General features: G+C 64.7%; 23 protein-coding genes, 1 tRNA gene and 2 pseudogenes. 15 read left to right on the top strand and 11 right to left on the bottom strand.

All coding sequences use genetic code 11. The features are described 5' to 3' along the window. The first annotated feature begins 4 nt into the window (after positions 1 to 4). The gene (locus G3N62_RS13705; protein WP_034186229.1) at positions 5 to 1,762 is read left to right on the top strand and encodes an ABC transporter permease subunit; all 1,758 of its coding nucleotides are present in this window, start codon (positions 5 to 7) and stop codon (positions 1,760 to 1,762) included. 22 nt (positions 1,763 to 1,784) lie between these two features. Then, positions 1,785 to 3,122 (top strand): nitrate/sulfonate/bicarbonate ABC transporter ATP-binding protein, encoded by a 1,338-nt coding sequence (locus G3N62_RS13710; protein WP_069245685.1) that lies wholly within the window; start codon positions 1,785 to 1,787, stop codon positions 3,120 to 3,122. Positions 3,123 to 3,189: 67 nt separating this feature from the next. Here G3N62_RS13710 and G3N62_RS13715 read toward each other — a convergent pair whose 3' ends face one another. Beyond that, the gene (locus G3N62_RS13715) at positions 3,190 to 3,684 is read right to left on the bottom strand and encodes a hypothetical protein (protein ID WP_034190695.1); all 495 of its coding nucleotides are present in this window, start codon (positions 3,682 to 3,684) and stop codon (positions 3,190 to 3,192) included. Beyond that, the gene (locus G3N62_RS13720) at positions 3,681 to 4,232 is read right to left on the bottom strand and encodes a hypothetical protein (protein ID WP_034190696.1); all 552 of its coding nucleotides are present in this window, start codon (positions 4,230 to 4,232) and stop codon (positions 3,681 to 3,683) included. Before G3N62_RS13720 ends, G3N62_RS13715 begins: the two co-directional genes overlap by 4 nt. Before the next feature lie 286 nt (positions 4,233 to 4,518). Here G3N62_RS13720 and G3N62_RS35955 point away from each other — a divergent pair, with 286 nt between their 5' ends. The 3 genes from G3N62_RS35955 to G3N62_RS13730 all read left to right on the top strand — a co-directional run bounded on the left by G3N62_RS35955 (position 4,519) and on the right by G3N62_RS13730 (position 6,858). After that, on the top strand, positions 4,519 to 4,716 hold the full coding sequence (locus G3N62_RS35955) for a hypothetical protein (RefSeq protein ID WP_080287933.1): 198 nt from the start codon (positions 4,519 to 4,521) through the stop codon (positions 4,714 to 4,716). A gap of 137 nt (positions 4,717 to 4,853) precedes the next feature. After that, positions 4,854 to 6,275 (top strand): alpha,alpha-trehalose-phosphate synthase (UDP-forming), encoded by a 1,422-nt coding sequence (gene otsA, locus G3N62_RS13725; protein ID WP_124670597.1) that lies wholly within the window; start codon positions 4,854 to 4,856, stop codon positions 6,273 to 6,275. After that, the gene (locus G3N62_RS13730; RefSeq protein WP_124609467.1) at positions 6,268 to 6,858 is read left to right on the top strand and encodes an AAA family ATPase; all 591 of its coding nucleotides are present in this window, start codon (positions 6,268 to 6,270) and stop codon (positions 6,856 to 6,858) included. The genes otsA and G3N62_RS13730 overlap by 8 nt, the downstream gene beginning before the upstream one ends. A 19-nt stretch (positions 6,859 to 6,877) precedes the next feature. Here the strand turns inward: G3N62_RS13730 and G3N62_RS13735 are convergent, their stop codons facing one another. Next, complete coding sequence (locus G3N62_RS13735; RefSeq protein ID WP_034190698.1) at positions 6,878 to 8,245, bottom strand: MFS transporter; 1,368 nt, start codon at positions 8,243 to 8,245, stop codon at positions 6,878 to 6,880. A 182-nt stretch (positions 8,246 to 8,427) separates the two neighbouring features. Further along, a complete protein-coding gene (locus G3N62_RS13740; protein WP_034190699.1) occupies positions 8,428 to 8,808 on the bottom strand; it encodes a DUF5594 family protein in 381 nt (126 codons plus the stop codon). A gap of 117 nt (positions 8,809 to 8,925) precedes the next feature. On the opposite strand from G3N62_RS13740, the gene G3N62_RS13745 reads away from it, so the two are divergent. After that, positions 8,926 to 9,327 carry a hypothetical protein gene (locus G3N62_RS13745; protein ID WP_034190700.1) on the top strand — a complete coding sequence of 134 codons (402 nt, stop codon included), beginning with the start codon at positions 8,926 to 8,928 and terminating at the stop codon, positions 9,325 to 9,327. Between the two features lie 196 nt (positions 9,328 to 9,523). Here G3N62_RS13745 and G3N62_RS13750 read toward each other — a convergent pair whose 3' ends face one another. Then, positions 9,524 to 9,838 carry a hypothetical protein gene (locus G3N62_RS13750; protein ID WP_034190701.1) on the bottom strand — a complete coding sequence of 105 codons (315 nt, stop codon included), beginning with the start codon at positions 9,836 to 9,838 and terminating at the stop codon, positions 9,524 to 9,526. A 143-nt stretch (positions 9,839 to 9,981) separates the two neighbouring features. Here G3N62_RS13750 and eco point away from each other — a divergent pair, with 143 nt between their 5' ends. Continuing rightward, positions 9,982 to 10,482 carry a serine protease inhibitor ecotin gene (eco, locus tag G3N62_RS13755; RefSeq protein ID WP_034190702.1) on the top strand — a complete coding sequence of 167 codons (501 nt, stop codon included), beginning with the start codon at positions 9,982 to 9,984 and terminating at the stop codon, positions 10,480 to 10,482. A gap of 40 nt (positions 10,483 to 10,522) precedes the next feature. Here eco and G3N62_RS13760 read toward each other — a convergent pair whose 3' ends face one another. Beyond that, positions 10,523 to 11,146 carry a TetR/AcrR family transcriptional regulator gene (locus tag G3N62_RS13760; protein WP_034190703.1) on the bottom strand — a complete coding sequence of 208 codons (624 nt, stop codon included), beginning with the start codon at positions 11,144 to 11,146 and terminating at the stop codon, positions 10,523 to 10,525. A gap of 115 nt (positions 11,147 to 11,261) precedes the next feature. Between G3N62_RS13760 and G3N62_RS13765 the strand changes: the two genes are divergently transcribed. Continuing rightward, positions 11,262 to 12,002 carry an SDR family NAD(P)-dependent oxidoreductase gene (locus G3N62_RS13765; protein WP_049032606.1) on the top strand — a complete coding sequence of 247 codons (741 nt, stop codon included), beginning with the start codon at positions 11,262 to 11,264 and terminating at the stop codon, positions 12,000 to 12,002. A gap of 42 nt (positions 12,003 to 12,044) precedes the next feature. Here G3N62_RS13765 and G3N62_RS13770 read toward each other — a convergent pair whose 3' ends face one another. After that, positions 12,045 to 12,383 carry a hypothetical protein gene (locus G3N62_RS13770; RefSeq protein ID WP_034190705.1) on the bottom strand — a complete coding sequence of 113 codons (339 nt, stop codon included), beginning with the start codon at positions 12,381 to 12,383 and terminating at the stop codon, positions 12,045 to 12,047. A gap of 229 nt (positions 12,384 to 12,612) precedes the next feature. Between G3N62_RS13770 and G3N62_RS13775 the strand changes: the two genes are divergently transcribed. The 3 genes from G3N62_RS13775 to G3N62_RS13785 all read left to right on the top strand — a co-directional run bounded on the left by G3N62_RS13775 (position 12,613) and on the right by G3N62_RS13785 (position 16,798). After that, positions 12,613 to 14,004: a right-handed parallel beta-helix repeat-containing protein gene (locus tag G3N62_RS13775; protein WP_241013086.1), complete on the top strand. Its 1,392-nt coding sequence runs from the start codon at positions 12,613 to 12,615 to the stop codon at positions 14,002 to 14,004. Between the two features lie 993 nt (positions 14,005 to 14,997). After that, positions 14,998 to 16,104, top strand: a complete 1,107-nt coding sequence (locus G3N62_RS13780; protein ID WP_241013087.1) for a ParA family protein — start codon at positions 14,998 to 15,000, stop codon at positions 16,102 to 16,104. Between the two features lies 1 nt (position 16,105). Further along, positions 16,106 to 16,798, top strand: coding sequence for a RelA/SpoT domain-containing protein (locus tag G3N62_RS13785; protein WP_241013088.1), 693 nt, complete (start codon positions 16,106 to 16,108; stop codon positions 16,796 to 16,798). 41 nt (positions 16,799 to 16,839) lie between these two features. On the opposite strand, the pseudogene G3N62_RS13790 reads toward G3N62_RS13785, so the two are convergent. After that, positions 16,840 to 17,040: pseudogene (locus tag G3N62_RS13790) on the bottom strand (helix-turn-helix domain-containing protein); the annotation flags it as partial. A 98-nt stretch (positions 17,041 to 17,138) separates the two neighbouring features. Between G3N62_RS13790 and G3N62_RS13795 the strand changes: the two are divergent. Then, positions 17,139 to 18,062, top strand: coding sequence for a tetratricopeptide repeat protein (locus G3N62_RS13795; protein WP_185733105.1), 924 nt, complete (start codon positions 17,139 to 17,141; stop codon positions 18,060 to 18,062). Between the two features lie 168 nt (positions 18,063 to 18,230). On the opposite strand, the pseudogene G3N62_RS13800 reads toward G3N62_RS13795, so the two are convergent. The 3 genes and pseudogenes from G3N62_RS13800 to G3N62_RS13810 all read right to left on the bottom strand — a co-directional run bounded on the left by G3N62_RS13800 (position 18,231) and on the right by G3N62_RS13810 (position 20,011). Further along, positions 18,231 to 19,444 (bottom strand): annotated as a pseudogene (locus G3N62_RS13800) (integrase arm-type DNA-binding domain-containing protein). A gap of 163 nt (positions 19,445 to 19,607) precedes the next feature. Then, positions 19,608 to 19,682, bottom strand: a tRNA-Arg gene (locus tag G3N62_RS13805). A gap of 146 nt (positions 19,683 to 19,828) precedes the next feature. Further along, positions 19,829 to 20,011, bottom strand: coding sequence for a rubredoxin (locus G3N62_RS13810; protein WP_034190709.1), 183 nt, complete (start codon positions 20,009 to 20,011; stop codon positions 19,829 to 19,831). A gap of 199 nt (positions 20,012 to 20,210) precedes the next feature. Between G3N62_RS13810 and G3N62_RS13815 the strand changes: the two genes are divergently transcribed. The 3 genes from G3N62_RS13815 to G3N62_RS13825 all read left to right on the top strand — a co-directional run bounded on the left by G3N62_RS13815 (position 20,211) and on the right by G3N62_RS13825 (position 25,034). Next, complete coding sequence (locus G3N62_RS13815) at positions 20,211 to 20,615, top strand: DUF4399 domain-containing protein (protein WP_124670601.1); 405 nt, start codon at positions 20,211 to 20,213, stop codon at positions 20,613 to 20,615. 266 nt (positions 20,616 to 20,881) lie between these two features. Beyond that, positions 20,882 to 22,831 (top strand): ATP-binding cassette domain-containing protein, encoded by a 1,950-nt coding sequence (locus tag G3N62_RS13820; RefSeq protein ID WP_069705582.1) that lies wholly within the window; start codon positions 20,882 to 20,884, stop codon positions 22,829 to 22,831. Between the two features lie 220 nt (positions 22,832 to 23,051). Further along, positions 23,052 to 25,034 (top strand): DNA topoisomerase IV subunit B, encoded by a 1,983-nt coding sequence (locus tag G3N62_RS13825; protein ID WP_034190712.1) that lies wholly within the window; start codon positions 23,052 to 23,054, stop codon positions 25,032 to 25,034. Positions 25,035 to 25,044 lie beyond the last annotated feature (10 nt).

Genomic DNA, 25,044 nt, shown 5'->3' on the forward strand with positions numbered 1-25,044 from the left:
CCTGATGAATGTCGGATTCTTCAATCCGAACCGGACCGCCAACGCGTCCGCGTGGCGCGTTCTGCCGAACCGTTGGGACTTCATCGCGTTTCCGCTGATCATCTGCCTGATCGCGATGGCGGTCGTCGGTTTCCACGAAACGATGGCGCCGATCGGCACGCTGCAGACGCAGAAGATCTCGCTCGACCCGTCGAACCTGCCCGAATACGCGTTGCGCACCACGCTGCGGATGCTCGCGGCGATGGTCGCGTCGCTCGCGTTCACGCTCGTCTACGGCACGCTCGCGGCCAAGAGCCGTCGCGCGGGCATGGTGCTGATCCCGATCCTCGACATCCTGCAGTCGGTGCCGGTGCTCGGCTTCATCTCGTTTACCGTCACGTTCTTCCTCGCGCTGTTCCCGAGCCGCGTGCTCGGCGCCGAGCTCGCGGCGATCTTCGCGATCTTCACGAGCCAGGCGTGGAACATGACGTTCAGCTTCTACCAGTCGCTGCGCACGGTGCCGCGCGATCTGGACGAAGTGTCGCGCGGTTTCCACCTGACGTCGTGGCAGCGCTTCTGGAAGCTCGAAGTGCCGTTCTCGATGCCGGGCCTGATCTGGAACATGATGATGTCGATGTCGGGCGGCTGGTTCTTCGTCGTCGCGTCGGAGGCGATCACGGTCGGCAACCAGACGATCACGCTGCCCGGCATCGGCGCGTATCTCGCGCAGGCGATCTCGGACAAGAACTTCGGCGCGATCGGCTGGGTGATCCTCACGATGACGGTCGTGATCCTCGCGTACGACCAGTTCCTGTTCCGTCCGCTCATCGCGTGGGCCGACAAGTTCCGGATGGAGAACACCGCGTCGGGCGATGCGCCGCAATCCTGGCTGCTCGACCTCGTGCGCCGCACGCGCCTGATTCATCAGCTGCTCGTGCCGGCCGGCTGGTTCTTCGCGAAGGCCGCACGGATTCCGCTGCGCCTGCCGCTGTCGGGCGCGATGCGGTTTTCGCTGCCGCGCGTCGAGAAGAAGGCGTCGCGCACCGTCGACATCGCGTGGGCGATCCTCGTGCTGGTCGGCACGGCCTACATCGTGTGGCGCGTCGTGAGCTTCGTCGCGACCGGCGTGACGATGGCCGAGGTCGGCCACGTGATCACGCTCGGGCTCATCACGCTGCTGCGCGTGGTCGTGCTGATCTCGATCGCGTCGGTGATCTGGGTGCCGATCGGCGTATGGATCGGGCTGCGCCCGAAGCTGGCCGAGAAGCTGCAGCCGCTCGCGCAGTTCCTCGCCGCGTTCCCGGCCAACCTGCTGTTCCCGGTGTTCGTGATCGTGATCGCGCGCTTCCACCTGAACGCGGACATCTGGCTGTCGCCGCTGATCGTGCTCGGCACGCAGTGGTATATCCTGTTCAACGTGATCGCCGGTGCCACGTCCTACCCGAACGACTATCGCGAAGCGGCGACGAATTTCCGCATCCGCGGCTGGCAGTGGTGGCGGCAGGCGATCCTGCCCGGCATCTTCCCGTACTACGTGACCGGCGCGATCACCGCGTCGGGCGGCGCATGGAACGCGAGCATCGTGTCGGAAGCCGTGCAGTGGGGCAACACCAAGATCGAGGCGCACGGCCTCGGCGCGTACATCGCGCAGACCACCGCCGCCGGCGATTTCCCGAAGATCATCCTGGGCATCGCCGTGATGTCCCTGTTCGTCACCTTGTTCAACCGCCTGCTGTGGCGGCCGCTGTATGCTTTCGCCGAAGCGAAGCTGCGGCTCGACTGAGATCGATTGAGAGCGAAACGCGATGCACAATCCGAATGCTGTAAACGCCCCCGTCCAGACGTCCCAGCCGCCGCGCCTCGGTGAGGAAATCCTGCGCGTCGATCACGTTTGCCGCGGCTTCAACAAGACGCAGGGCGAATTGCTCGTGCTCGACGATGCGAACCTGTCGCTGCGCGAAGGCGAGATCGTCGGGCTGCTCGGCCGTTCCGGCTCGGGCAAGTCGACGCTGCTGCGCATCATCGCCGGCCTGATCGAACCGACCGGCGGCGAGGTGACCTACCTCGGCAAGCCGCTGACCGGCCCGGCCGAAGGCGTCGCGATGGTGTTCCAGACCTTCGCGCTGTTCCCGTGGCTCACCGTGCTGCAGAACGTGGAAGCCGGCCTCGAGGCGCTCGGCGTCGGCGCGCGCGAGCGGCGCGAGCGCGCGCTGGCCGCGATCGACCTGATCGGTCTGGACGGCTTCGAGAACGCGTACCCGCGCGAGCTGTCGGGCGGCATGCGCCAGCGCGTCGGTTTTGCGCGCGCGCTCGTGGTCGATCCGACGATCCTGCTGATGGACGAGCCGTTCTCGGCGCTCGACGTGCTGACGGCCGAAACGCTGCGTACCGACCTGCTCGATCTGTGGACGCAGGGCCGCATGCCGATCAAGTCGGTGCTGATCGTCACGCACAACATCGAGGAGGCCGTGTTCATGTGCGACCGGATCCTCGTGCTGTCGTCGAACCCGGGCCGCGTGATCGCCGAGATCAAGGTGCCGTTCAAGCATCCGCGCAACCGGCTCGACCCGGCGTTCCGCAAGCTCGTCGACGACATCTACGCGAAGATGACGGCGCGCCAGACCGGCGAGGCGACGAAGAAGGGGCTCGAACTCGGCAGCTGGCTGCCGCAGGTGTCGACCAACCTGATGGCCGGCCTGATCGAGACGCTCGCGATGGCGCCGTACCACGGCCGCGCGGACATGCCGGAAATCGCGCGTACGCTGCATCTGGAAGTCGACGACCTGTTCCCGATCGCCGAAGTGCTGCAGTACCTCGGTTTCGCGGACGTGCGCGAAGGCGATGTGTTCCTGACGCCGCCGGGGCGCGTGTTCGCGGAATTTGGCACGCAGGAGCGCAAGCTGATGTTTGCCGATCATCTGCTGAAGCACGTGCCGCTGGCGGCCCGGATCAAGAAGGTGCTGAACGAGCGCCCGGGCCATCGCGCGCCGCGCGTGCGCTTCGAGCAGGAGCTGGAGGATTCGCTGTCGGACGGCGCGGCCGAGGAAACGCTCGACGCGGTGATCGACTGGGGCCGTTACGGCGAGATCTTCTCGTACAACGACCAGACCGAGATCTTCAGTCTCGAGGACGTCGAGTCCTGATCGACGAATGCCGGGCCGTCGGCCCGGCATTCGCAGGCGCCGCGCGTGACGCGGCGCGCATCGTTCGTTACTGCAGGTTCCCCCACCGGTCGACCGCCGGCTCCGCCGACGCCCACTTCCAGTGCGTGCCTTGCTGGCATGCATTCGCGAAATACCAGTCGGCCTTGTCGCCGTCCTTCACCGAGAACGCGAATTCCTTGCAGATCGCAAGCGCCGACGCGTATGCGCGCGTGACGCGCACTTCGCCTTCGCCGTTTTCCAGCGGCAGCGTGTTCTTCACCTTCCACGGCTTCACTTCGCCGACGGCCAGGCCGCCGGCCGTCTTCGCGATCGCGTCCTGCTGGTTCTGATGGAGTTGCTTCATCGTGCGGTTGACGGCCTCGTCGGTCGCGGCCTGCACGGCGATCCCGACGCCGACGCCGACCGCCGGATTCGCGGTGACGAGGCCCGTCGCCGCACCGGCCAGCGCGCCGCTTGCCGCGCCGACCGAGCCGCAGCCGGACAGCGCGGCGGTTGCCGCGCACAGCGCGCCGATGGCCGCCAGACGGAGGGCGACGCTCATTGCAGCGCGCCCCAGCGCTCGGTCGCCGGCTCGGCGGACGCCCATTTCCATGCGGGGCCGTCGCGGCAGATGGTGGCGACGTAGAACGCCGATTGCGCGGCCTTGTCGGCCTTCGCCGGCGTGTCGACCGCGAACACGATTTCCTTGCAGTCGAGCGGGCCGACGCTGATCATCCGGCTGACCGTCACGCGGCCCTGTTCGTCGTCCTCGATCGGGAACGAGTGGTGCGTCGACCACGGCGCGACGCCGCCCACATCGAGCGGGCCGGCCGCCTTCGCGATCTGTTCCTGGGTGTAACGGTGGGCGACGCGCTGCGAGTACTGGACGCCGGCCCGCGCGCCGGCCACGGCGCCGAGGCCGATACCCGTCGCGACGGCGGCGTTGTTCGTGACCTTGGACGCGATCGCGGCGCCCGCGATACCGGCGCCGGCCGTCGCGCCTTCGCTGTACAGCGAGTTGCAGCCTGACAGCAGTGCGGCCGTGGCGATGACGGCCAGCACGATGCGCGCCGGCATGGCCCGACGCGGCGATTCGAAGCGAATGTTCATCCCTGAGTGCAAGTCCTGTCTGGGTGAGCGGCGGCGCATGCACGCCCTGATGCCGCATCATTGTTTCGCAATTGTCATAGGAAAATTGCAAAGCTTTGACAAATCGCCGGTCGGCATGCCGCGCGCACGCGCGGCGCTATTGTCGGATAGATGATTGGCGAGGGGTCGAAACGTTACAAATTGAAGGTAATTGTTACCTTGGCGTGCCGCGAACCGACCTAGACTGTTTTGCTATGGAATGTTTCTCCGACGGCCTCGAGCCGCGCCGCACATGAGACACCCAGCCATGCGCCGTTCAAAACGGTTGTCACACCGGCCGCCCGACGCGGGAGCAGACCGCCCGCGTCCGCGGACCGACGCGCCACCGGCGCCGCCCGCCGGCGCGCCCGACGAGACGCCGTCCGACGGCGATCACAACCAGGGCGGCGCTCGCCCGGAAGGGCTCGACTATCAACGCGACCTCGGTCAGGAGCAGGACGCTTGATGTCGTCGGCGTTGCATTCCACCGCCGTATTTCATTGCATTTCTCGGAACTGAATCGCCGCGCGGCCGCCTTCGGGCCGCCGCGCCCGCTTCGGCGCGCGCCGCGCGCGAGCTTATCGAATCGAGGAGGGAAACCGCATGAGCAGATCGATCGTGGTATCGAACCGTGTCGCCGCCGGCGAGGACACGCGCCCGAGCGCGGGCGGCCTGGCCGTCGGCGTGATGGACGCGCTGAAGGAAAGCGGGGGCGTCTGGTTCGGCTGGAACGGCGAGATCGTCGGCGCGCCCGACGCCGAACCCGCGATCCAGCGGGACGGCAACGTCACGTACGCGACGGTCGGCCTGACCCGGCGCGACTACGACCAGTACTACCGCGGTTTCTCGAACGCGACGCTGTGGCCGGTGTTCCACTACCGCGGCGATCTCGCGCGCTTCGATCGTCAGGAGTACGCCGGTTATCTGCGCGTGAACGCGATGCTCGCGAAGCAGCTCGCCGCGCTCCTGCGGCCCGACGACCTGATCTGGGTGCACGACTACCATCTGCTGCCGTTCGCGCATTACCTGCGCGAGCTCGGCGTGAAGAACCCGATCGGCTTCTTCCTGCACATCCCGTTTCCGTCGCCCGACATGCTGCGCCTCGTGCCGCCGCACGAGGAACTCGTGAAGTTCATGTGCGCGTACGACGTCGCGGGCTTCCAGACCGACGCCGACAAGCAGGCGTTCACCGACTACATCGAACGGCGCGGAATCGGCGCGGCCAGCGACGACGGGATGCTGCATGCGCACGGCCGTGTCGTGAAGGTCGCCGCCTATCCGATCGGCGTGCATCCCGACGCGATCGCGCAGGCGGCCGTCCAGTACGGCACGCGCAAGCCGGTGAAGATGCTGCGCGAGGCGCTCGACGGCCGCAAGCTCGTGATGAGCGTCGACCGTCTCGACTACTCGAAGGGGCTCGTGGAACGTTTCCAGTCGTTCGAGCGGATGCTCGCGAACGCGCCGGGCTGGCAGGGGCGCGTGTCGCTGTTGCAGATCGCGCCGCCGACGCGTTCGGACGTGCAGACCTACCAGGACATTCGCGAAACGCTCGAAGGCGAAGCCGGCCGCATCAACGGCCGCTTCTCGCAACTCGACTGGACGCCGATCCAGTACCTGAACCGCAAGTACGAACGCAACCTGCTGATGGCGTTTTTCCGGATGTCGCAGGTCGGCTACGTGACGCCGCTGCGCGACGGGATGAACCTCGTCGCGAAGGAGTACGTCGCAGCCCAGGATCCGGCCGATCCCGGCGTGCTGGTGCTGTCGGAGTTTGCCGGTGCGGCGGCCGAGCTGACCGGTGCGCTGCTCGTCAATCCGTACGACCTGTCGCAGATGGCGGAAGCGCTCGAACGTGCGCTGTCGATGCCGCTCGCGGAACGGCAGGCGCGTCACGAGGAAAACCTCGCGCGGCTCCGTGAAAACGACCTGTCGGTCTGGCGCGACACGTTCGTCGCCGACTTGCGCAGCGTCGCGGCGGCCGCGTCGGTCACGCGGCGTGCGGGCCGGCGCGTCGCGCATGCGTGAGTTCGCCCCGGGCGCGGGTGCCGAGGACGAAGAGACGGACGCCGCCGGCCGTTTCTTCGTCGTGACGGGCGGCCCGGGTTCGGGCAAGAGCACGCTGCTCGATGCGCTGGAGCGCGCCGGCTTTGCGCGCTCGCAGGAAGCCGGGCGCGGCGTGATCCGCGACCAGATGGCGATCGACGGCCTCGCGCTGCCGTGGCGCGACCCGGCGGCGTTCGCCGAGCTGATGTTGAGCTGGGAGATGCGTTCGTACCACCTCGCGCGGCACGCGCGCGGGCCCGTGTTCTTCGATCGCGGCGTGCCGGACGTGGTCGGCTACCTGCGGCTGACGGGCCTGCCGGTCCCCGCGCACGCGGAAGCGGCGGCCCGCCGTTTTCGCTATCACCGGCGCGTGTTCATCGCGCCGCCGTGGCCCGACATCTATGCGCAGGACACCGAGCGCCGGCAGGATTTCGCGGAAGCCGAGCGGACCTACGACGCGATGGTCGAGTGCTACACGTCGTACGGCTACCGGCTGATCGAGTTGCCGCGCGTCGGCGTCAAGGCGCGCGTGCGCTTCGTGATGGACGCGCTCGACGGCGCGTGACGCCCGTCGCGCGGTAGTCTCAGGTCGCCGTGTCCGGCCTTGGCGACGTGATGCGCAGCATGCTCACGACGGCCGCCACCGCCGCGAATGCCGTGGCGACATAGAGCGCGATCGTCGGCCCGCGATCGGGCGACAGCCCGAAAATCAGCGCGACCAGCGCGGCGCCGAGCGTCTGGCCGGTCAGGCGCGCGGTGCTCAGCATGCCGCCCGCGCCGCCGCTGCGCTCGCGTGGCGCGGACGACAGCATCGCGCGGTTGTTCGGCGACTGGAACAGCCCGAAGCCCGCGCCGCACAGCGCCATCCGCCACACGATGTCGACGGTGCCCGGATGCGCGCCGATCGTCGCGAGCGACAGCAGCCCGGCCGCGAACAACGCGAGCCCGATCCCGCCGAGGATGCCGGCCGAATAGCGGTCCGACAGCACGCCCGCGAGCGGCGCGGCGAACACGATCACGAGCGGCCACGGCGTCATGTACAGGCCCGTCTCGACCTGCGAGAAGCCGAGCGAGTTCTGCAGCCAGAACGGCAGCGCGACGAACGCAAGCATCTGCGACGTGAACGATGCCATCGACGTGTAGATCGACAGCGCGAACATCGGGATGCGCATCAGGTCGACGGGCAGCAGCGGCGCCGGCTGCGACAGCTGGCGCTTCACGAAGAAGTAGCCGACGACGAACGCCACCGCCAGCTCGGCCGCGACGTACGCATGGCGTTCGCCGTGGCCGAGCCCGTCGACGGCCGTGATCAGCAGGCCGAACACGCACGCGTTCATCAGCGCGCTCGGGAAATCGTAAGGCGCGTCGTGCAGCGGGTTGGCCGGCAGCGCGCGCAGGCTGCCGAGGACCGCGGCGATGCCGATCGGCACGTTGACCGCGAACAGCCACGGCCACGATGCGAACGACAGGATCGCGGAGGCGACCGTCGGCCCGATCGCCGACGACAGCGCGACGACCATCGCATTGATCGACAGCCCGCGCCCGAGCATCGACGACGGGTAGATCATCCGCACGAGCGCCGCGTTGACGCTCATGATGCCGGCCGCGCCGAACCCCTGGATCACGCGCATCACGGCCAGCATCGGCAGCGAGCCGGCCAGCGCGCAGCCGAGCGAGGCCGCGGTGAACAGCGCGAGCCCGGCGATGTAGATGCGGCGATAGCCGATGCGCTCGCCGAGCGACGCGAGCGGCAGCAGCGTGATCGTGACCGCGAGCTGGTACGCGTTGACGATCCAGATCGATGCGGCGTCGGACGCGTGGAGGTCGCGCGCGATCGTCGGCAGCGCGACGTTCGCGATGGCGCCGTCGAGCACGGCGAGCGTGATGCCCAGGGCGACGCAGACGATCGCCCAGTAGCGTTGCGGAAGCGGCAGGCCGGTATCGGCGTTCATGACGGGAGCGAGAGCTTGGTTGTCCGCGCACCCGGTTGCCGGTTGCGTGCGCAACCATGCGCGAGGGTGGCGGCGATGAACGGCCCGCTCGGTGCGGCGGCACCGGAACGGGGCCGGTCGAGTGTATCACCGGGCCGCATGACGCGACGCCGGCATGCTCGGCCGCGGGCCGGCGCGGGCACTCAGCCTTCGAAGTCGAGGCCGCCGAGCCGCACGAGCGGATCGGCTTGCGTGCGCGACGCGAGATCGATGTCCCGCGCGCCTTGCCACGCGCCCAGCTTTCTCGGCAGCGCGGCCAGGTAGTGCTCGAAGCGCTGCGGGCCGTCCGGCTCCATCAGCCGCTCGATTTCGTCGGTGTCCCAGGTCAGCTCGAGATTCAGCGGATGCTCGAAGCCGCTCACATGCTCGTGCGGCGCGCTGCGGATCTGCACGCGCGTCGGATGCCCGTGGCCGCCGTACGGGACGACGTCGGTCAGTACGTGCTCGGCGAAGAAGGCGGCGATTGCCTGCGCGATGCGCGGCGCGAATTCGGTATCGAAACGGCGGGCGGTTTCGGGCTGCATGAAGGCGTCTCCTGTGTGCCGAAAATCGTAGCACGGCGGCGCGGCGTTCCGGTGGGCCCGATGCCGGTAATCGCGCGTTACCACTTGCTGCATCTATTACGGCCGCGTGCCGCCACAATGCATCGCATCCAGTACCACTTCGCGTGGGAGTCCATCATGAAAAAGATTGCCGCAGTGTGTGTCCTCGCCGGTTCGCTCGCCATCGCGGGCCCGGCGTCCGCGCATGGCCGCGACGGCGGCGCCGTCATCGGCGCATTGATCGGCGGCGCGGTGCTGGGCGCGATCGTGACGTCCGCGATGAATCCGCCCGTCGCGTATCAGGCGCCCGTGTACCAGGCACCGGCCTATCAGCCGCCGACGTACTACCAGGCGCCGGCATACCAGCAGCCGGCGTATCCGACCTATCAGCAGGCGCAGTACCAGGACGACGGCCCGAACTATTGCTACGACCGTTACCAGCGCGCGTATGTGTGCGGTGCGCCGGTGCGGGGCGGCTACGCGCAGCCGGCCGGCTGGTAAGCGGGCGCACGCGACGCGTGAACGGGCAGGGCGCCGGCAGGCCGGCACCCGCCGGGGTTCATTCGCGGGACCGGACGACAAAAGGCCCTCGCTTCATGCGAGGGCCTGTGCTTTTGTGCGACCGTCCGTTTGCCTGCGTGACGCGCGACCGGCCACCGGCGGGCCGTGCGCGGATACAAACGGTTGCAATTGCGCGTCAGTGACGATGGCCGCCACCGCCGTCACCGCGCCCGCCGCCGTCGTTCCAGTCGCCGCGGCGTCCGCCGCGTCCCCAGCCGTTGCCGCGGTTGCCGCGATCGCCGTCCCAGCGGTGGTAGTCGCGCCGGCCGCGATCCCAGTCGCGCCCGCCGCCACCGCCCCAGATGTTGACCGTGCCGTACACGGGCGACGGCGCGTACGCGTAGCCGGGATCGGAATAATAGGGCTGTCCGTAGCCGTATCCGGCGTCCGGGGCGACGACGCAGCCGGCCAGCAAGGTCGCGACGCCGGCGGCAGCAATGAGCTTCAGCATGATGTTCTCCGTTGGTTGCCGTATAAGTACCGCGCACGGGAACCGACAGCTGTTTGCAATTGTGTCCGCAAATTACAGCTCAGTAAGGTCTTGATGCGAAAGTGTTAGCATCCGGGGCTCTTTTGTTTTTCAGGAGCACATCGATGAAATTCGCGATCCGGGCCGCCCTGGCCGCTATCTGCGTAACGACTGCCGCCGCGTGCGTGGCGAGCCCCGCATCGGCGCCCGCCGTGCCGGCCGAGTCGATCAAGATGTTTCCGCAGGCGGCGGCCGGCCAGCAGCGCGTCGTGATCGGGCTGCCCGCGCTCGAGAACGAAGGCGATGCGCGCGTCGAGCTGATGATCGGCAAGACATTGCAGACCGACTGCAACCAGCAATGGTTCGGCGGCGAGCTGACCGCCGAGGACGTGAAGGGCTGGGGCTACACGTATTACCAGCTCACCGACGTGAAGGGGCCGGCATCGACGCTGATGGCGTGCCCGGGCCAGGCGCCGCAGCAACGGTTCGTGCAGGTGCGCGGCGACGGCCAGCTGCTGCGCTACAACAGCCGCCTGCCGCTCGTCGTCTACGTGCCGGACGGCTTCGAGGTGCGCTATCGCGTGTGGCATGCGTCGAAGGACGTGCAGCAGGCCACGAAGCAGTAAGTCACCCGCCGGCGCGGTTGCGTGCGGCAGTGTCCAGACGCTACGCGCCGCCCGTGCTGCCCGCACCGACGAGCGCGGGCCATGCGCCCAGCGCGGCCTGCGCGATGGCCTCCAGATCGCGGCGGCTCGCGCCGTCGCGCGCCTGGATCGACATGCCCTGTTGAACCGTCACGTAGTAACGGGCGATTGCATCGAGGTTCGCGTGCGCCGAGATCTCGCCGGTCGCGACGCCGTGCCGGAGACGATCCCGCAGCGCCTCGACCGTGCCCTCGCGCATCCCGATCAGCGTTTGCCGGACCGTGTCGGAGCGTTCGGCCGGATGCAGCGCCGACAGCACGATCAGGCAGCCGGGCGGCTTCGAGCGCCGCGTGAACACGCGCGCCGTATCCATCAGGTAGTTCCGCACGGCGTCGTGTGCGCTGTCCGCCCGTTCGACGCCACCCCAGATTTCCCGTCCCTCCGTCGCGACGTAGTGCTCGAGCGCCTGCCGGAACAACGCTTCCTTGCTGCCGAACGCCGCATACAGGCTCGGCGACGCGATGCCCATCGCGGCCGTCAGGTCCGTCATCGACGCACCTTCGTAGCCGAGGCGCCAGAACACCTCCATCGCGCGATCCAGCGCCGCTTCCTTGTCGAAGCTTCTCGGTCGGCCCCGTTCAGCCATTGCGTCCATCCCTGCGTCGATTTCTGTATCGATCGATAAAATAAATCAATTGACTGTGCGACGCAACTCGCTACATTCTGTGTCGGTCGTTACATAAATAAGGAAAGGAACCGACATGAACCGACTTCAGGGCAAGCGTGCACTCATCACCGGCGGCAGCCGCGGCATCGGCGCGGCAATCGCGAAACGGCTGGCGGACGAGGGCGCGGACGTCGCGATCACGTACGAGAAATCGGCCGAGCGGGCGCAGGCCGTCGTCGCGGGCATCGAGGCGCAGGGCCGCCGCGCCGTCGCGATCCAGGCCGACAGCGCCGATCCGGTTGCCGTGCGCGACGCGGTCGACCGTGCCGCGGAGGCGCTCGGCGGCCTCGACATCCTCGTCAACAACGCGGGGATTTTCCGGGCCGGCGCGCTGGACGACCTCACGCTCGACGACATCGACGCGACGCTGAACGTGAACGTGCGCGCGGTGATCGTCGCGTCGCAGGCGGCGGCGCGCCATCTCGGGGAGGGCGGGCGCATCGTGTCGACCGGCAGTTGCCTCGCGACGCGCGTGCCCGATGCGGGAATGAGTCTCTATGCGGCGAGCAAGGCCGCGCTGATCGGCTGGACGCAGGGGCTCGCACGCGACCTCGGCTCGCGCGGCATCACGGTCAATATCGTGCATCCGGGTTCGACGGATACCGACATGAATCCGGCCGACGGCGAACACGCCAGTGCCCAGCGTTCGCGCATGGCGATTCCGCAGTACGGCAAGGCCGATGACGTCGCCGCGCTCGTGGCCTTCGTCGTCGGGCCGGAAGGGCGGTCGATCAACGGCACGGGCCTGACGATCGACGGCGGTGCGAACGCGTAAGGGCCGCGCCCGGCGGGATCCGGCCGGGCGGCGCGACGTTTGTTATCGGCAGCCGAGCCGTTGATGCTCGGTTTCGAGGTCGGCCCGTTTGTCGTAGGCGTGCAGTTCGTTGCGCGGCTTGCCGTCCGGGCCGACGCGGCGCACGACCTTGTGGCCGCGGTCGGGGGCGTGCGTGACCGCGTCGATGCGCGCGGCCAGTTCGCGGCAGCGTGCGTCGGGCGATGTGCTGTCCCGAAGTGGTGCTGCCGCCGTCGTGACGTTGGCGATGCCCGGGCTGACATAGCGCTGCGTGGCGCGAGCCGTGCCGAGGTCGGTGTCGGTGGCGTTCGCCGTGCAGGTCAGCGCCGAAAGGGCGGCCAGTGCCGCGATGGTTCGAATCATGATCGGGTCCGGTGCGAGCGAAGGTTCGGGATTCTACGCAATGCGCGGTGCCTCACCGTGGTGCACGGACAAAGTGCGATCACATGTCGCATGACACGGCGATGAATCGGAGAGGCGCGCCAACGGTTCGTGCGTCGGACATACAGTGCGCCGGGGCGGACGAAGGCCTCATTTACAAAGGCGCGACGCATCCTTAGGATGACGCCACCTCCGGTCCGTCAGAAATCCTATGCATATAGTCGATCGCGCGATGCTCGCCGCGCTTTGCCTTGGCGTTGCCGCGTGCGGCGGTGGCGGCGACAGTGCGGCGCCGCCCGCGCAGACCGTTGCGGGCACACCCGTTCCGCCGGCATCGCCTGCCGAGCCTGCCAGCGCGGCGTCCGGCGGCTCGCCGTCGTCGGCGAATCCCGCCAGCCCCGTGCCCGCGTCCACCGCGGCCGGTACGACGCCCGGCGCGGCGCGCGCGCCCACGCAGGGTGCCAATTCCGGGCTCGTCGCGGATGTGACCGTCTATCCGGCAGCCAACGGCGGCGATCAGGCCGACGCGCTGCAAAAGGCATTCGACAGCCTGAAAGCCGGCCAGCGCCTCGTCATCTCGCCGGGGCGTTACGTCGTCGGGCATTCGCTCACGGTCAGCGTGCCGCAGGCGGTGATTTCCGGATACGGCGCGACGCTGGCCGCCACGAATCCCGCGGACCAGACGATCGTGATGAGCGGTACCGGTTCGACGCTCGTGGGCGTGACGCTGGTCGGTACCGGCACGACGCGGCTCACGACGCCGGCCTCAACCAAGGTCGACGTGACCGGTGCGGGCGTCCAGGTGCTGCGCGTGACGATCCAGGGCGGCGCTAGCGCCGGGATCTTCGTGTTCGGCGGCAGCGACGTCGCGATTGTCGGCAATACGGTGAGCGCCACACTGGCGGACGGGATCCATACGACCAACGGATCGATCAACGTGCTCGTGCAGAACAATACGGTGACGGCCACCGGCGACGACATGATCGCGGTCGTCAGCTATCGGGGGGACGGCCGCGTCAGCAGCAATGTGCTGATCGACCATAACGCGGTGTCCGGCAACGTGTGGGGGCGCGGCATGGCGGTGGTCGGCGGCCAGGCCGTGACGATCTCGAACAACACGGTCGACGGCGTGCAGAAGGCGGCGGGCATCCTGGTGGCGCAGGAGGACAGCTGGAACTCGTTCGGTGCGTCGAACGTGATGATTAGCGGCAACGTCGTGACCAACATCCAGAACTCGAACGCAAACAACGGGCTGCAGCCGACGCAGCAGGCGGCGCTCGAACTGGACACGTCGACGGGCACGGTGACGAATGTCGCGGTGACGGGCAACAGCGTGTCCGGCTCCGGTTATGCGGGTTTCCGGGCGTATGGGAACGTGTGCTCGTTCCGCGTGACGGGGAACACGTTCTCGTCGATCGCCGGTTCGCCCGTGTCGCTGCTGGCGAGCGGATGTGCGGCGAGCCAGATGGTTGTCGATGCGAATCGGTTGGGCGATGGCAGCTTGCTGGCGCAGCCGGCGGGGGTGTCGGCGGCGAAAGGGGCGTTTTCCGTGACGGGGGCGGATGCGAGTTTGATGCCGCAGGTGAGGACGGGGTTGATGTGAGAGCGGACTGGGCAGGGTGAGGCTGGCGGGGGAATGTTGGTCCCCGACAGAATTCATATTGCTTTGCTGCGCGTGCCATTCAGGCAACGTTGCTCAGAAGATACCAACAAAAATACCAACAGGCGTATCGGCGTAGGCTCGGTCAGTCGAAGGTCGGTGCAGTACTCAACGTTGCTGTGCCGCCGGAAGCAAAAATATTTGGAGATTTGGAGATAGACGGTTGTATCGGCCTGTAAGCCTTGTCTGGTAAGGCGGTGTTATCTCCAAGTCTATCTCCAAAGTACACATTCTCTTGGAGATAACGTTGGAGATAGCCGGCAGGCCAGACGGTCTTCATTTCGCCTTTTGCGATCGGTACCGCTGTCTGGGACGCGGCGCGCAAATACTTGCCCCGCCCCCCCGCGCGTACTCGGCTCGCTGCCCGATTTGTTGTGGACCAACGTGAGCGCAATGTGCGGATCTGGAGTTACGGCGAATCAGCGCATCGGTGGTGATTCAAGAGCCAGATAAGGCGGCGAGTGTCGCGACCGGCCTTCGGGGTACCGCCGCCGACAGTGGATGCGACTTTGCGCGTCCCTTGCCGATATGCGACAAAGTTTTGTCTGCAGTGATCTGGTGTGATGTGCCACCGGCTAGTTCGGCGACGACTGGGGCGGTTGCCAGTGGCCGTATGGCGCATCGATCTACCCTACGACAAGCCGGAAAGACGCGTAGCAGAAGGGGTAATGTGTGCAATTCGCGACGCGTCTCGTCTACTTGCACGCGTTCGGTCGACGTCGCGGGCAGGATAGTTGACAATTTGACTTCAGGAGCGGCGTTGAGCGGCAAGCTACGTACGAGGGAGTTTTGCACACCGCCCGCGAAGTCGATCTTTCGATGGATATTGTTGTTCAGCGGCAAGAGACGCTTGAGATATTTTCGATGTCGTCGGAAGCTCTGATGTAGAAATGTATGACGGGGTTTGTGATTGTTGATTTTTAATCGACTAAGAGGTTGGCCTTGAAAATAATATCTGTATTTAACAATAAGGGTGGTGTTGGTAAGTCAACCCTGAGTTTTCATCTTGCGCACGCGCTTGCCGAGCAAGGTATTAAGACTCTAATGGTTGATCTTGATCCGCAATCCAATTTAACGTTGCAATGTATTGAGCCGGATGCGCTGGAGAAGCTGTGGACGGAAGAGGAGCCGTATATCGAGGATTTTCAAGATGCTTTGGAGAGTAGTGATAAAACGTTTTCAGAGTTTGTTGCGACTCCGAGATCGATTCATTGTCTCCTGAAGCCTGTCGAGGACGGTGTTTTTGATTCATTCGAGCTTGGTGCGATTCACAAGATTAGTCCGAAGTTGGGGTTAATTCCAGGGCGTCTTAGTCTTCACACATTTGAGGATAAGCTTGCAAAATCATGGAGTGATGCTTTCCTTGGCGAGCCTCAGTCACTTAGACTGCTTACTTCAATTCGAAGCTTGTGTCTTGAGGCGTCAAAGAAGCATGGCTATGAAGTTGCGATCCTCGATACTTCTCCTAGTTTGGGAACGTTAAATCGAGTTATTATTTCGATGTCTACGGGATTTTTCGTTCCATGCATGCCGGATATGTTCTCGACATTCGGTTTGACAAACATTGGTTTGGCTCTCCGAGCATGGAGATCCCAGTTCTCCACAATGTACAGTGTACTGTCGGATAAAAAGCGTTCGGCATTCCCTCCTCACTTTGTGAAGTTCCTCGGCTATACTATTTATAATGCTAGAAGGTATGCCGGGCAGAACGATTACGATTTGGCAACCGCGCATTATGGATATGCGAAGATGCTTCCAAGCATCATTGAGACCAAGATTCCGAAGGAATGTTATTCGCATCTTGCGGATGGGGTCGTTGAAAAGCCGATCGGAGGCACCTCTATTATGCATTCACATAATACGCTCCCTTCGATGGCGCAAAAATATAGATCCCCTATGTGGAAGGTTCCTACGCTCTCGGGTTTGACGCATGAGGATAAAAGCACGGTCTCCGGAAATAAGGAGACGTATTTCGAAAAGAAATCAATGTATCACGCTTTTGCCAAGGACTTGATGACTCGCCTTGCGCACTTGGAGGATTAAAATGGTGCGCGAAGATTTGAGGGAGAAGCATGCGGATATTTTGCGGGCGTATGAGAAAAACATTGAATCTTTTGAGTTTTTTCATAAGCACGTAAAAAATTTCTTCGAGAGTAGGAGCTTGTCTAAATACGTTCACTCTCTTCGATATCGGCTGAAGGATGTGGACCATCTTCTCGAAAAGGTCGATCGAAAGAATTCAGAGGACGCGATTCTCCCGCCTGAAAAGAGGAAGGGGGTGATTACGCCGGACAATTTGTTTTCGAGGATAACGGATATTGCTGGAATTCGAGTCCTTCATCTTCACATATCGCAGTTTGAGCATATTCATAGTGCGTTGATTGAGAAAATCGATGAGGGGGAATTCACTCTGTTTGAGCCGCCAAAGGCTTATACTTGGGATCCGGAATCGGGGGATTATTTTGATCGGTTAAAAATTGGGCGCGAATTAAAGGAGAGCTACTATACGAGTATTCATTATGTCCTTCGGCCTAATTCAAAATCACAGGCTACATGCGAAGTGCAGGTCCGCACGCTTTTGGAGGAGGTTTGGGGGGAGGTCGATCACACAATGAATTATCCGCATCCAACACCAGACCCACATTGCCGAGAGCAAATAAGAGTACTCGCGAGACTAGTTGGCGCTGGTACTCATCTTGCCGATTCGATCATGCGTCGTTACTCGATAAGTCAATAGTGATTTTTGCTGCTCTAAACTGACTTTGATTGGCGTGGCATTCATTTTGCATCGCGTACTCGCATGATTGTTTGACGACTTGTGCTGTATTGCTTTGCAAGGCTTGCCACGCTTGCGCCTTGGCTTAGTTGCTGACGGACCTCAATCTGCTGTGCCTTGGCGAGCGAATGTGGTCGACCGATGGATTTACCCTCAGATATTGCCCGTGAAATACCGGCTTGCGTTCGTTCGATTAGTAGGTCAGCCCGCCTAAGGGGGGCATATTCATACCGAAATGCAGGGGGCCGGCTGTGCGGTGCCAACTCTGAAAAAACGGTGGGAGGTGCGCGGCAAGGGGGGCATGACCATGCCGTTCGACAGTGCCTCTGGAATCGCCGACAATCGATCGTTGCTTTTTTCCATTGTCAGTTTCCGACGCGTCGGAGTAGCCATGACGTATCCCACCTCGCGGTACCGTGACGGTTTTAGAGTGAGCGCGCGTGTTATTGGATTGGTCGTATTGATTTTGGGCATAGCCAACACGGCCGCCGCAGATCAGCTGGACGACGCGGCAACAGCGTTTCAGACCATGGACTACGCAACCGCTGTCGCGCTCTGGCGCCCGCTTGCTGAGCGAGGAAACTCAAAAGCGGAAATCGGTTTGGGTAAGCTCTATGACTCGGGTTTCGGGGTTCCCAAAGATCCCGCACAAGCTACCGTTTGGTTTCAGAAAGCCGCGAATCAAGGTGACGCCGAAGGCGAATGCATCGTCGGAGAAAGATACGTGCAGGGAGCTGGTGGCTTGCTTCGCGACATTTCGCAGGGGTTGGCGCTAATGCGGAAAGCTGTCGGTCATGGAAGTGCGTATTGCGCAGGACAGATCGGAGAGCTTTATCGAAATGGCTTATTTGGCGTCCACAAAGATCCTGTCGAAGCAGCTGCATGGCATCGCAGAGGGGCGGAGATGGGGGACACGCTTACCCAAGGTCGACTCGGTGCTGACTACGAGTTCGGCATCGGAGTGCTTGAGGATTCCGAGCAAGCTGCATACTGGTATCGAAAGGCTGTAGAACAATTGCGCAAGGAGGCTGAGCAAGGCAATGTCGCCTCGCAGTTAAACCTAGGCCAGACGTACGAGTGGGGATCATGGGGCTTGAGCAGGGACAAAGCTGCGGCCTTGTATTGGTGCAAGAGGGCAGCGCAACAGAAGAGCCGCGTGGAGGATTTCGCTAAGCAATGCGTCTCGCGGGTTGAGCAGGAATCCCTTGCTACCGAGTCAAAGTGACGATTTTCGTGTCGGCCGAATGGCTAATTTCGCACTTCACTTGCGGGTGATGCGAGGTCCGTAAGCCACCGATGCTTCCGGTGACCCGCGAGCGCCAACAAAAATTGCCTGCTCCTGTCGTTCGGCACGGAGAGGAGCCGGCGGCGTTGGGTTGTCGACGTCCATCTCCTAGCGGGCGGATGCAACGCGGATGATCGACGCCCCTGCCTTGAGCTGGTCCAGATGATCGCCCCATGCCTGCATCATTCGCCTGCGCTCCGGCAGGTATTCAGCGTGGACGTAGGCGGCTGTCACCTGATTGCGTTCGGCGTGTGCCATCTGGCGCTCTACAACGTCCCGCCCGAAGCCGAGTTCGCGCAGAGCCGTAGCAGCCAGTCCGCGAAACCCATGCCCCGTCATCCGCGACTTGTAGCCCATGCGATATAGCGCGTAGAGCATGGTGTTGTTCGAGATGTGGCTTCGGCCTTGCACGCTGTAGAACACGAATCGATGCTGGCCGTTGAGTGCACGGAGCTGGGCGAGCACGTCGAGCGCCTGCCGCGATAGCGGCACAATGTGCGGGTCACGCATCTTCATGCGCTCCGGCGGCACGCGCCACTCAGCGGCGGCTTCGTCAAACTCCGACCACTCCGCACGGATCATTTCCGTTGTCCGCACGAAGGTCAACGCCATCAGGCGCAGCGCGAGCCGGGTGACTAGGTCGCCTTGGTAAGCGTCGATATCCCGCATGAGTTGGGGAATCTCCGTCGCCTTGACGCGGGCCATGTGTTGCACGCCGGGGCCTTTCTTCAAGACCGTCTGCGCGTCGATGTCGGCTGCCGGATTCCTGGAGCATCGCCCGGTCATGATTCCATACTGGAAGACCGCGCGAGAGCGCTGGAGAATCCGCTTCGCTGTCTCGTGCACCCCGCGCGCTTCAACCTCGCGAACGATGCTGAGCATCTGCGGCGAATCGATCTCCGCGATCGGGCGAGGGCCGATCTTCGGGAACACGTCGACCTCAAGCGAATTCAGCACCTTCTCCGCGTAGCCGTCGCTCCAGCCCGGACGCTGAGAGTCGAACCACTCGCGCGCTACCGCTTCGAACGAGTTAGCCGCCGCGATTTCGGCGGCCCATTTCGCGTCCTTCTTCGCCTCGCCCGGATCGATGCCGGCCGCGATCTGCTCGCGGGCCTCGTCGCGCTTCTTCCGCGCTGTCGCGAGCGTGACGGCCGGATACACGCCGAGGGCGAGCGTCTTCTGCTTGCCAAGGAAGCGGTAGGACAAGCGCCAGTACTTCGCGCCGTTCGGTGGACGAGCAAGAACATCCCGTTGCCGTCCGTGAGTTTGTACGGTGCGGCGCTGGCCTTTGCGTTCCGTACCTGTATGTCAGTGAGAGGCATTGTTGGTATCTGTGTTGTTGGTATCTGCTGATACCAACAAAAATACCAACACTTTCTCCGGCTGCCGCTGAGCAACGTTGGGTAACGATGGGCGCGAGAAGGCCGCCAGACGGGCTTGAGCGGGGAGTTTCTTGTGAATCTTGGGGGAGGTTTGGGGCTTGGCTGGTCCCCCCGACAGGAATCGAACCTGTATCTAGCGCTTAGGAGGCGCTTGTTCTATCCATTGAACTACGGGGAGAGCCATATCCAGTCGATCACGCGAAAAACGCGAACCGGACGGCAGTGTGGACAGCGCGCAGAGTATAGCAAACGCGCGGCGCGTCGGCGGGGCGGAATGCGTGCCGACGCGCGTATCGCGGAATCACCCGCGATCGGAACGAACCGTCAGAAATCGACGACGACGAAATCTTCCTTGCCCACGTCGCACAGCGGGCAGCGCCAGTCGGCGGGAATGTCGGCGAAACGGGTGCCGGCCGCGATGCCCTCGTCGGGCAGCCCTTCGGCTTCGTTGTAGACCCACCCGCAAATCAGGCAGACCCAGCTCTGGTATTCGGTTACTTCGCTCATGTGGTGCTCGGGAAAATGGAAACTCGGTAATGCCGTCCGCATCCTGTTGAGCGGACGAAAGGCGCAATAGTACCGGAATTTCGCCGAACACCTAGGCAACGTCGTTTTAAACGTACGCATCGCGAACAACGGGCATCATCGCGTGGCGCGGGCATGCAGTGTATGCTTCGTGGGCCTGTCAATCTGAAGGAGGAAAACGATGCTCAACAGAAAGTGGATCGCGGGTGTGGTGTGTGTCGCGGCGCTGGCCGTGTCGACGCTCGCGCGTGCCGAAGCGCGCGTGTTCTTCGTCGAGCCGCAGGACGGCGCGACGGTGTCGAGCCCCGTGCACGTGAAGTTCGGTCTCGACGGCATGGAGCTCAAGCCCGCCGGCGACATGACGCCGGATACCGGCCACCATCACCTGCTGATCGACGGCAAGCCGGTGCCGAAGGGCGACGTGATCCCGGCGAGCGACCATTCGCTGCATTTCGGCAAGGGCCAGACCGAAACCGACGTGAAGCTGGCACCCGGCAAGCACACGCTGACGCTGCAGCTCGGCGACGGCGCCCACCGTTCGTACGGCCCCGAAATCAGCTCGACGATCACCGTCAACGTGAAGTAATCGTACGTCTCGCGCGGGCGCCCGGTGTGCCGCGCGCGGGATCGCCGATCGGCCGGCCACGGGCATCGGGCCGGCCTTCGCCCGTTCGTGCGGGCACGCAACCCGCACGGCGGTTTTCGGCCCGGATACCGGCCGCCAGCCACGCGTCGCACCGCGCCGGCGCGTTTCGCGTACCGGTTGCAATGCTCGTCCATCCAGCCATGCCGGTGCCGGCCTCCGCGCCCGGTACAATGGGCGCTTCCGATTCCTCTCTTCGCCGTCTCCCCATGTCGCTCTATTCCATTACCGGCGCGCAGCTCGCGTTCGGTCACGTCGCGTTGCTCGATCACGCGGATTTCTCGCTGGAAGCCGGCGAACGCGTCGGCTTGATCGGCCGCAACGGCGCGGGCAAGTCGTCGCTGCTGAAGATCGTCGCCGGCCTCGCGAAGCCCGATGACGGCCTGATCACGCGCCAGCAGGAGCTCGTGACCGTCTACGTGCCGCAGGAGCCCGAGTTCGAACCGGGCGCGACGGTGTTCGACGCGGTCGCGTCGGGGCTCGCGCACACGCGCGAACTGCTCGAAGAATACGATTCGATCGCGCATCGTCTCGCCGATACGCCCGAAGGCGCCGAGCACGACGCGCTGCTCGCGCGGATGAACGCGCTGCAGTCGTCGCTCGACGCGCACGACGCATGGAACTGGCGCACGCGCGTGGCGATGACGCTCGCGCAGATCGGCCTGCAGGACGGCGACGCGAGCGTCGACGCGCTGTCGGGCGGGATGCAGAAGCGCGTCGCGCTGGCGCGCGCGCTGGTGCTGCAGCCCGACGTGCTGCTGCTCGACGAGCCGACCAACCACCTCGACTTCGACGGCATCCGCTGGCTGGAAGAGCTGCTCGTCTCGCAGCGCGCGGGCCTGCTGTTCATCACCCACGATCGCGCGTTCCTCGATCGCGTCGCGACGCGCATCGTCGAGCTCGATCGCGGCCGGCTGCTGTCGTACCCGGGCAATTTCTCCGCGTACCAGACGCGCAAGGCGCAGCAGCTCGAAGTCGAACGCGTGGAAAACGAGAAGTTCGACAAGCTGCTCGCGCAGGAAGAAGTGTGGATCCGCAAGGGCGTCGAGGCGCGCCGCACGCGCAGCGTCGGCCGCATCGCGCGGCTCGTGCAGATGCGCAACGAGCGCGCGGAGCGCCGCAATGCGCAGGGCAACGTGCGGCTCGACGTCGCGCAGGGCGAGAAGTCCGGCAAGATCGTCGCGGAGCTGACCGACGTGACGAAGCGCTACGGCGGCCGCACGGTCGTCGACCGCTTCTCGGCGACGGTCATGCGCGGCGACAAGATCGGCTTCGTCGGCCCGAACGGCGCGGGCAAGACCACGCTGCTCAAGCTGATCCTCGGCGAGCTGAAGCCCGACGAGGGCACCGTGCGCACCGGCACGAACCTGCAGGTCGCGTATTTCGACCAGATGCGCGCGCAGCTCGACCAGGACAAGAGCCTCGCCGATACGATCAGCCCCGGCAGCGAGTGGGTCGAGATCGGCGGCGTGCGCAAGCACGTGATGAGTTATCTCGGCGATTTCCTGTTCGCGCCGGAGCGCGCGCGTTCGCCGGTGAAGTCGCTGTCGGGCGGCGAGCGCAACCGGCTGCTGCTCGCGCGCCTGTTCGCACGCCCGGCCAACGTGCTGGTGCTCGACGAACCGACCAACGACCTCGACATCCCGACGCTCGAGCTGCTCGAGGAGCTGCTGGCCGACTACGACGGCACGGTGCTGCTCGTCAGCCACGATCGCGCGTTCCTCGACAACGTCGTGACGTCGGTGATCGCGGCCGAGGGCGACGGCAAGTGGCGCGAATACGTCGGCGGCTTCAGCGACTGGCAGATCCAGAGCGAGCGTTCGGAGCAGCTCGCGCAACAGGAAGCCGCGAAGCGCGCGGTCAAGGAAGCGGTGCCGGTGAAGGAAGACGCGGCGAAGAGCGCCCCGGGCCGCAATGCGCAGCGCACGGTGAAGCTGTCGTTCAACGAGCAGCGCGAGCTCGATTCGCTGCCGGAGAAGATCGCCGCGCTCGAAGCGGAGCAGAAGACGATCAATGCGCGGCTCGAGGACGGTTCGATTTTCGCGAAGGATCCGCAGGAAGGCACGCGCCTGACCGAGCGCTTCGCGGCGATCGACGACGAACTGCTCACCGCGCTCGAACGGTGGGAAACGCTCGAGGCGAAGCGCAAGCCGGCGTGACGCGTGCGGCGCGCGCCGATCCCGCGATTGGCGCGCCACGCGGAACCAGTAAAATACCGCGCGTTCAGGGCCGCGCAGCGCACGCCGCGCGCCCGCTTTCGGAGCAGTCCAAGCACACCGTTGTTTCGATTCGCTTTTTTACGGAACTCAACGTTTTGTCCACGATGTTATCCACACGAGGTGTGGACAACGTCCCGATGAATGACGAAATTCAGCGCCTATGTCAACGAAGAAACCCAGCGCGGCCTATAGCGAAGCATCGATCAAGGTGCTCAAGGGTCTCGAGCCGGTCAAGCAGCGGCCCGGCATGTACACCCGTACCGAGAATCCGCTGCACATCATCCAGGAAGTCATCGACAACGCGTCCGACGAGGCGCTCGGCGGCTACGGCAAGCAGATCACGGTCACGCTGCACGCCGACCAGTCGGTCTCGGTCGAGGACGACGGCCGCGGCATCCCGTTCGGCATGCACCCCGAAGAGGGTGTCCCGGTCGTCGAGATCGTGTTCACGCGTCTGCACGCAGGCGGCAAGTTCGACAAGGCCGCCGGCGGCGCCTATACGTTCTCGGGCGGCCTGCACGGCGTCGGCGTGTCGGTGACGAACGCGCTCGCGACGCGCCTCGACGTGACGGTGTGGCGCGACGGCAAGATCGCCGAGCTCGGCTTTGCCGAAGGCGACGTCGTCAAGCCGCTCGCGACGCAGGCCGCGGGCCGCGGCGAGAAGAAGTCCGGCACGCGCGTGCAGGTGTGGCCGAATCCGAAGTACTTCGATTCGCCGAACCTGCCGCTCGGCGAGCTGCAGCGCCTGCTGCGCTCGAAGGCCGTGCTGCTGCCGGGCGTCGAGGTCGTGCTCGTCAACGAGAAGACCGGCGAGCGCCAGGCGTGGAAGTATGAAGACGGCCTGCGCGGTTACCTGCTCGACGAAATGAACGGCAGTGAGCTGCTGATCCCGCTGTTCGAAGGCGAGCGGTTCGCCGATTCGCGTTCGGGCGACGATTCGTTCGCCGAGGGCGAGGGCGCGTCGTGGGTCGTCGCCTGGAGCGAGGAAGGGTCGCTCGTGCGCGAGTCGTACGTGAACCTGATCCCGACGCCGGCCGGCGGCACGCACGAATCCGGCCTGCGCGACGGCCTGTACCAGGCCGTGAAGAGCTTCGTCGAGCTGCACAACCTGCAGCCGAAGGGCGTGAAGCTGCTCGCGGAAGACGTGTTCGCGCGCGTGTCGTTCGTGCTGTCCGCGAAGGTGCTCGATCCGCAGTTCCAGGGGCAGATCAAGGAGCGCCTGAACAGCCGCGACGCGGTGAAGCTCGTGTCGTCGTTCTCGCGCCCGGCGCTCGAACTGTGGCTGAACCAGCACGTCGAGCACGGCAAGAAGCTCGCCGAGCTCGTGATCAAGCAGGCGCAGGCGCGCACGCGGGCGGGCCAGAAGGTCGAGAAGCGCAAGAGCTCGGGCGTCGCGGTGCTGCCCGGCAAGCTGACCGACTGCGAAACCGAGGACATCGCGCGCAACGAACTGTTCCTCGTCGAGGGCGACTCGGCGGGCGGCTCCGCGAAGATGGGCCGCGACAAGGAATACCAGGCGATCCTGCCGTTGCGCGGCAAGGTGCTGAACACGTGGGAAACCGAGCGCGACCGCCTGTTCGCGAACAACGAGGTGCACGACATCTCGGTGGCGATCGGTGTCGATCCGCACAGCCCCGACGACACCGTCGACCTGTCGAACCTGCGTTACGGCAAGATCTGCATCCTGTCGGACGCGGACGTCGACGGCTCGCACATCCAGGTGCTGCTGCTCACGCTGTTCTTCAAGCATTTCCCGCAGCTGATCGAGCGCGGCCACGTGTATGTCGCCCGTCCGCCGCTGTTCCGCGTCGATGCGCCCGCGCGCGGCAAGAAGCCCGCGCAGAAGCTCTACGCGCTCGACGACGGCGAACTCGAGGCGACGCTCGACAAGCTGCGCAAGGACGGCGTGCGCGAGACGCAGTGGAGCATCAGCCGCTTCAAGGGTCTCGGCGAAATGAGCGCCGAGCAGCTGTGGGACACGACGATGAACCCCGATACGCGCCGCCTGATGCCCGTGAAGCTCGGCGAGCTCGACTACGAGGCAACCGTCGCGCGCATGACGATGCTGATGGGCAAGGGCGAGGCAGCCGCGCGGCGCGGCTGGCTCGAGGAAAAGGGCAACGACGTCGAAGCGGACATCTAAGCCACGCATC

The sequence above is a fragment of the Burkholderia sp. Tr-20355 genome, from assembly GCF_017104685.1.
Taxonomy (GTDB): domain Bacteria; phylum Pseudomonadota; class Gammaproteobacteria; order Burkholderiales; family Burkholderiaceae; genus Burkholderia; species Burkholderia seminalis.

Coding starts and splice junctions, on each gene's coding strand:
- G3N62_RS13760 (WP_034190703.1), bottom strand. CDS start 11,146: ATGGCTGAACGGGGCCGACCGAGAAGCTTCGACAAGGAAGCGGCGCTG.
- G3N62_RS13770 (WP_034190705.1), bottom strand. CDS start 12,383: ATGATTCGAACCATCGCGGCACTGGCCGCCCTTTCGGCGCTGACCTGC.
- G3N62_RS35955 (WP_080287933.1), top strand. CDS start 4,519: ATGCGCCGTTCAAAACGGTTGTCACACCGGCCGCCCGACGCGGGAGCA.
- G3N62_RS13745 (WP_034190700.1), top strand. CDS start 8,926: ATGCATCGCATCCAGTACCACTTCGCGTGGGAGTCCATCATGAAAAAG.
- G3N62_RS13710 (WP_069245685.1), top strand. CDS start 1,785: ATGCACAATCCGAATGCTGTAAACGCCCCCGTCCAGACGTCCCAGCCG.
- G3N62_RS13815 (WP_124670601.1), top strand. CDS start 20,211: ATGCTCAACAGAAAGTGGATCGCGGGTGTGGTGTGTGTCGCGGCGCTG.
- G3N62_RS13735 (WP_034190698.1), bottom strand. CDS start 8,245: ATGAACGCCGATACCGGCCTGCCGCTTCCGCAACGCTACTGGGCGATC.
- G3N62_RS13750 (WP_034190701.1), bottom strand. CDS start 9,838: ATGCTGAAGCTCATTGCTGCCGCCGGCGTCGCGACCTTGCTGGCCGGC.
- G3N62_RS13775 (WP_241013086.1), top strand. CDS start 12,613: ATGCATATAGTCGATCGCGCGATGCTCGCCGCGCTTTGCCTTGGCGTT.
- G3N62_RS13720 (WP_034190696.1), bottom strand. CDS start 4,232: ATGAACATTCGCTTCGAATCGCCGCGTCGGGCCATGCCGGCGCGCATC.
- G3N62_RS13705 (WP_034186229.1), top strand. CDS start 5: ATGAATGTCGGATTCTTCAATCCGAACCGGACCGCCAACGCGTCCGCG.
- G3N62_RS13715 (WP_034190695.1), bottom strand. CDS start 3,684: ATGAGCGTCGCCCTCCGTCTGGCGGCCATCGGCGCGCTGTGCGCGGCA.
- eco (WP_034190702.1), top strand. CDS start 9,982: ATGAAATTCGCGATCCGGGCCGCCCTGGCCGCTATCTGCGTAACGACT.
- otsA (WP_124670597.1), top strand. CDS start 4,854: ATGAGCAGATCGATCGTGGTATCGAACCGTGTCGCCGCCGGCGAGGAC.
- G3N62_RS13730 (WP_124609467.1), top strand. CDS start 6,268: ATGCGTGAGTTCGCCCCGGGCGCGGGTGCCGAGGACGAAGAGACGGAC.
- G3N62_RS13795 (WP_185733105.1), top strand. CDS start 17,139: ATGACCATGCCGTTCGACAGTGCCTCTGGAATCGCCGACAATCGATCG.
- G3N62_RS13765 (WP_049032606.1), top strand. CDS start 11,262: ATGAACCGACTTCAGGGCAAGCGTGCACTCATCACCGGCGGCAGCCGC.
- G3N62_RS13785 (WP_241013088.1), top strand. CDS start 16,106: ATGGTGCGCGAAGATTTGAGGGAGAAGCATGCGGATATTTTGCGGGCG.
- G3N62_RS13820 (WP_069705582.1), top strand. CDS start 20,882: ATGTCGCTCTATTCCATTACCGGCGCGCAGCTCGCGTTCGGTCACGTC.
- G3N62_RS13740 (WP_034190699.1), bottom strand. CDS start 8,808: ATGCAGCCCGAAACCGCCCGCCGTTTCGATACCGAATTCGCGCCGCGC.
- G3N62_RS13810 (WP_034190709.1), bottom strand. CDS start 20,011: ATGAGCGAAGTAACCGAATACCAGAGCTGGGTCTGCCTGATTTGCGGG.
- G3N62_RS13825 (WP_034190712.1), top strand. CDS start 23,052: ATGTCAACGAAGAAACCCAGCGCGGCCTATAGCGAAGCATCGATCAAG.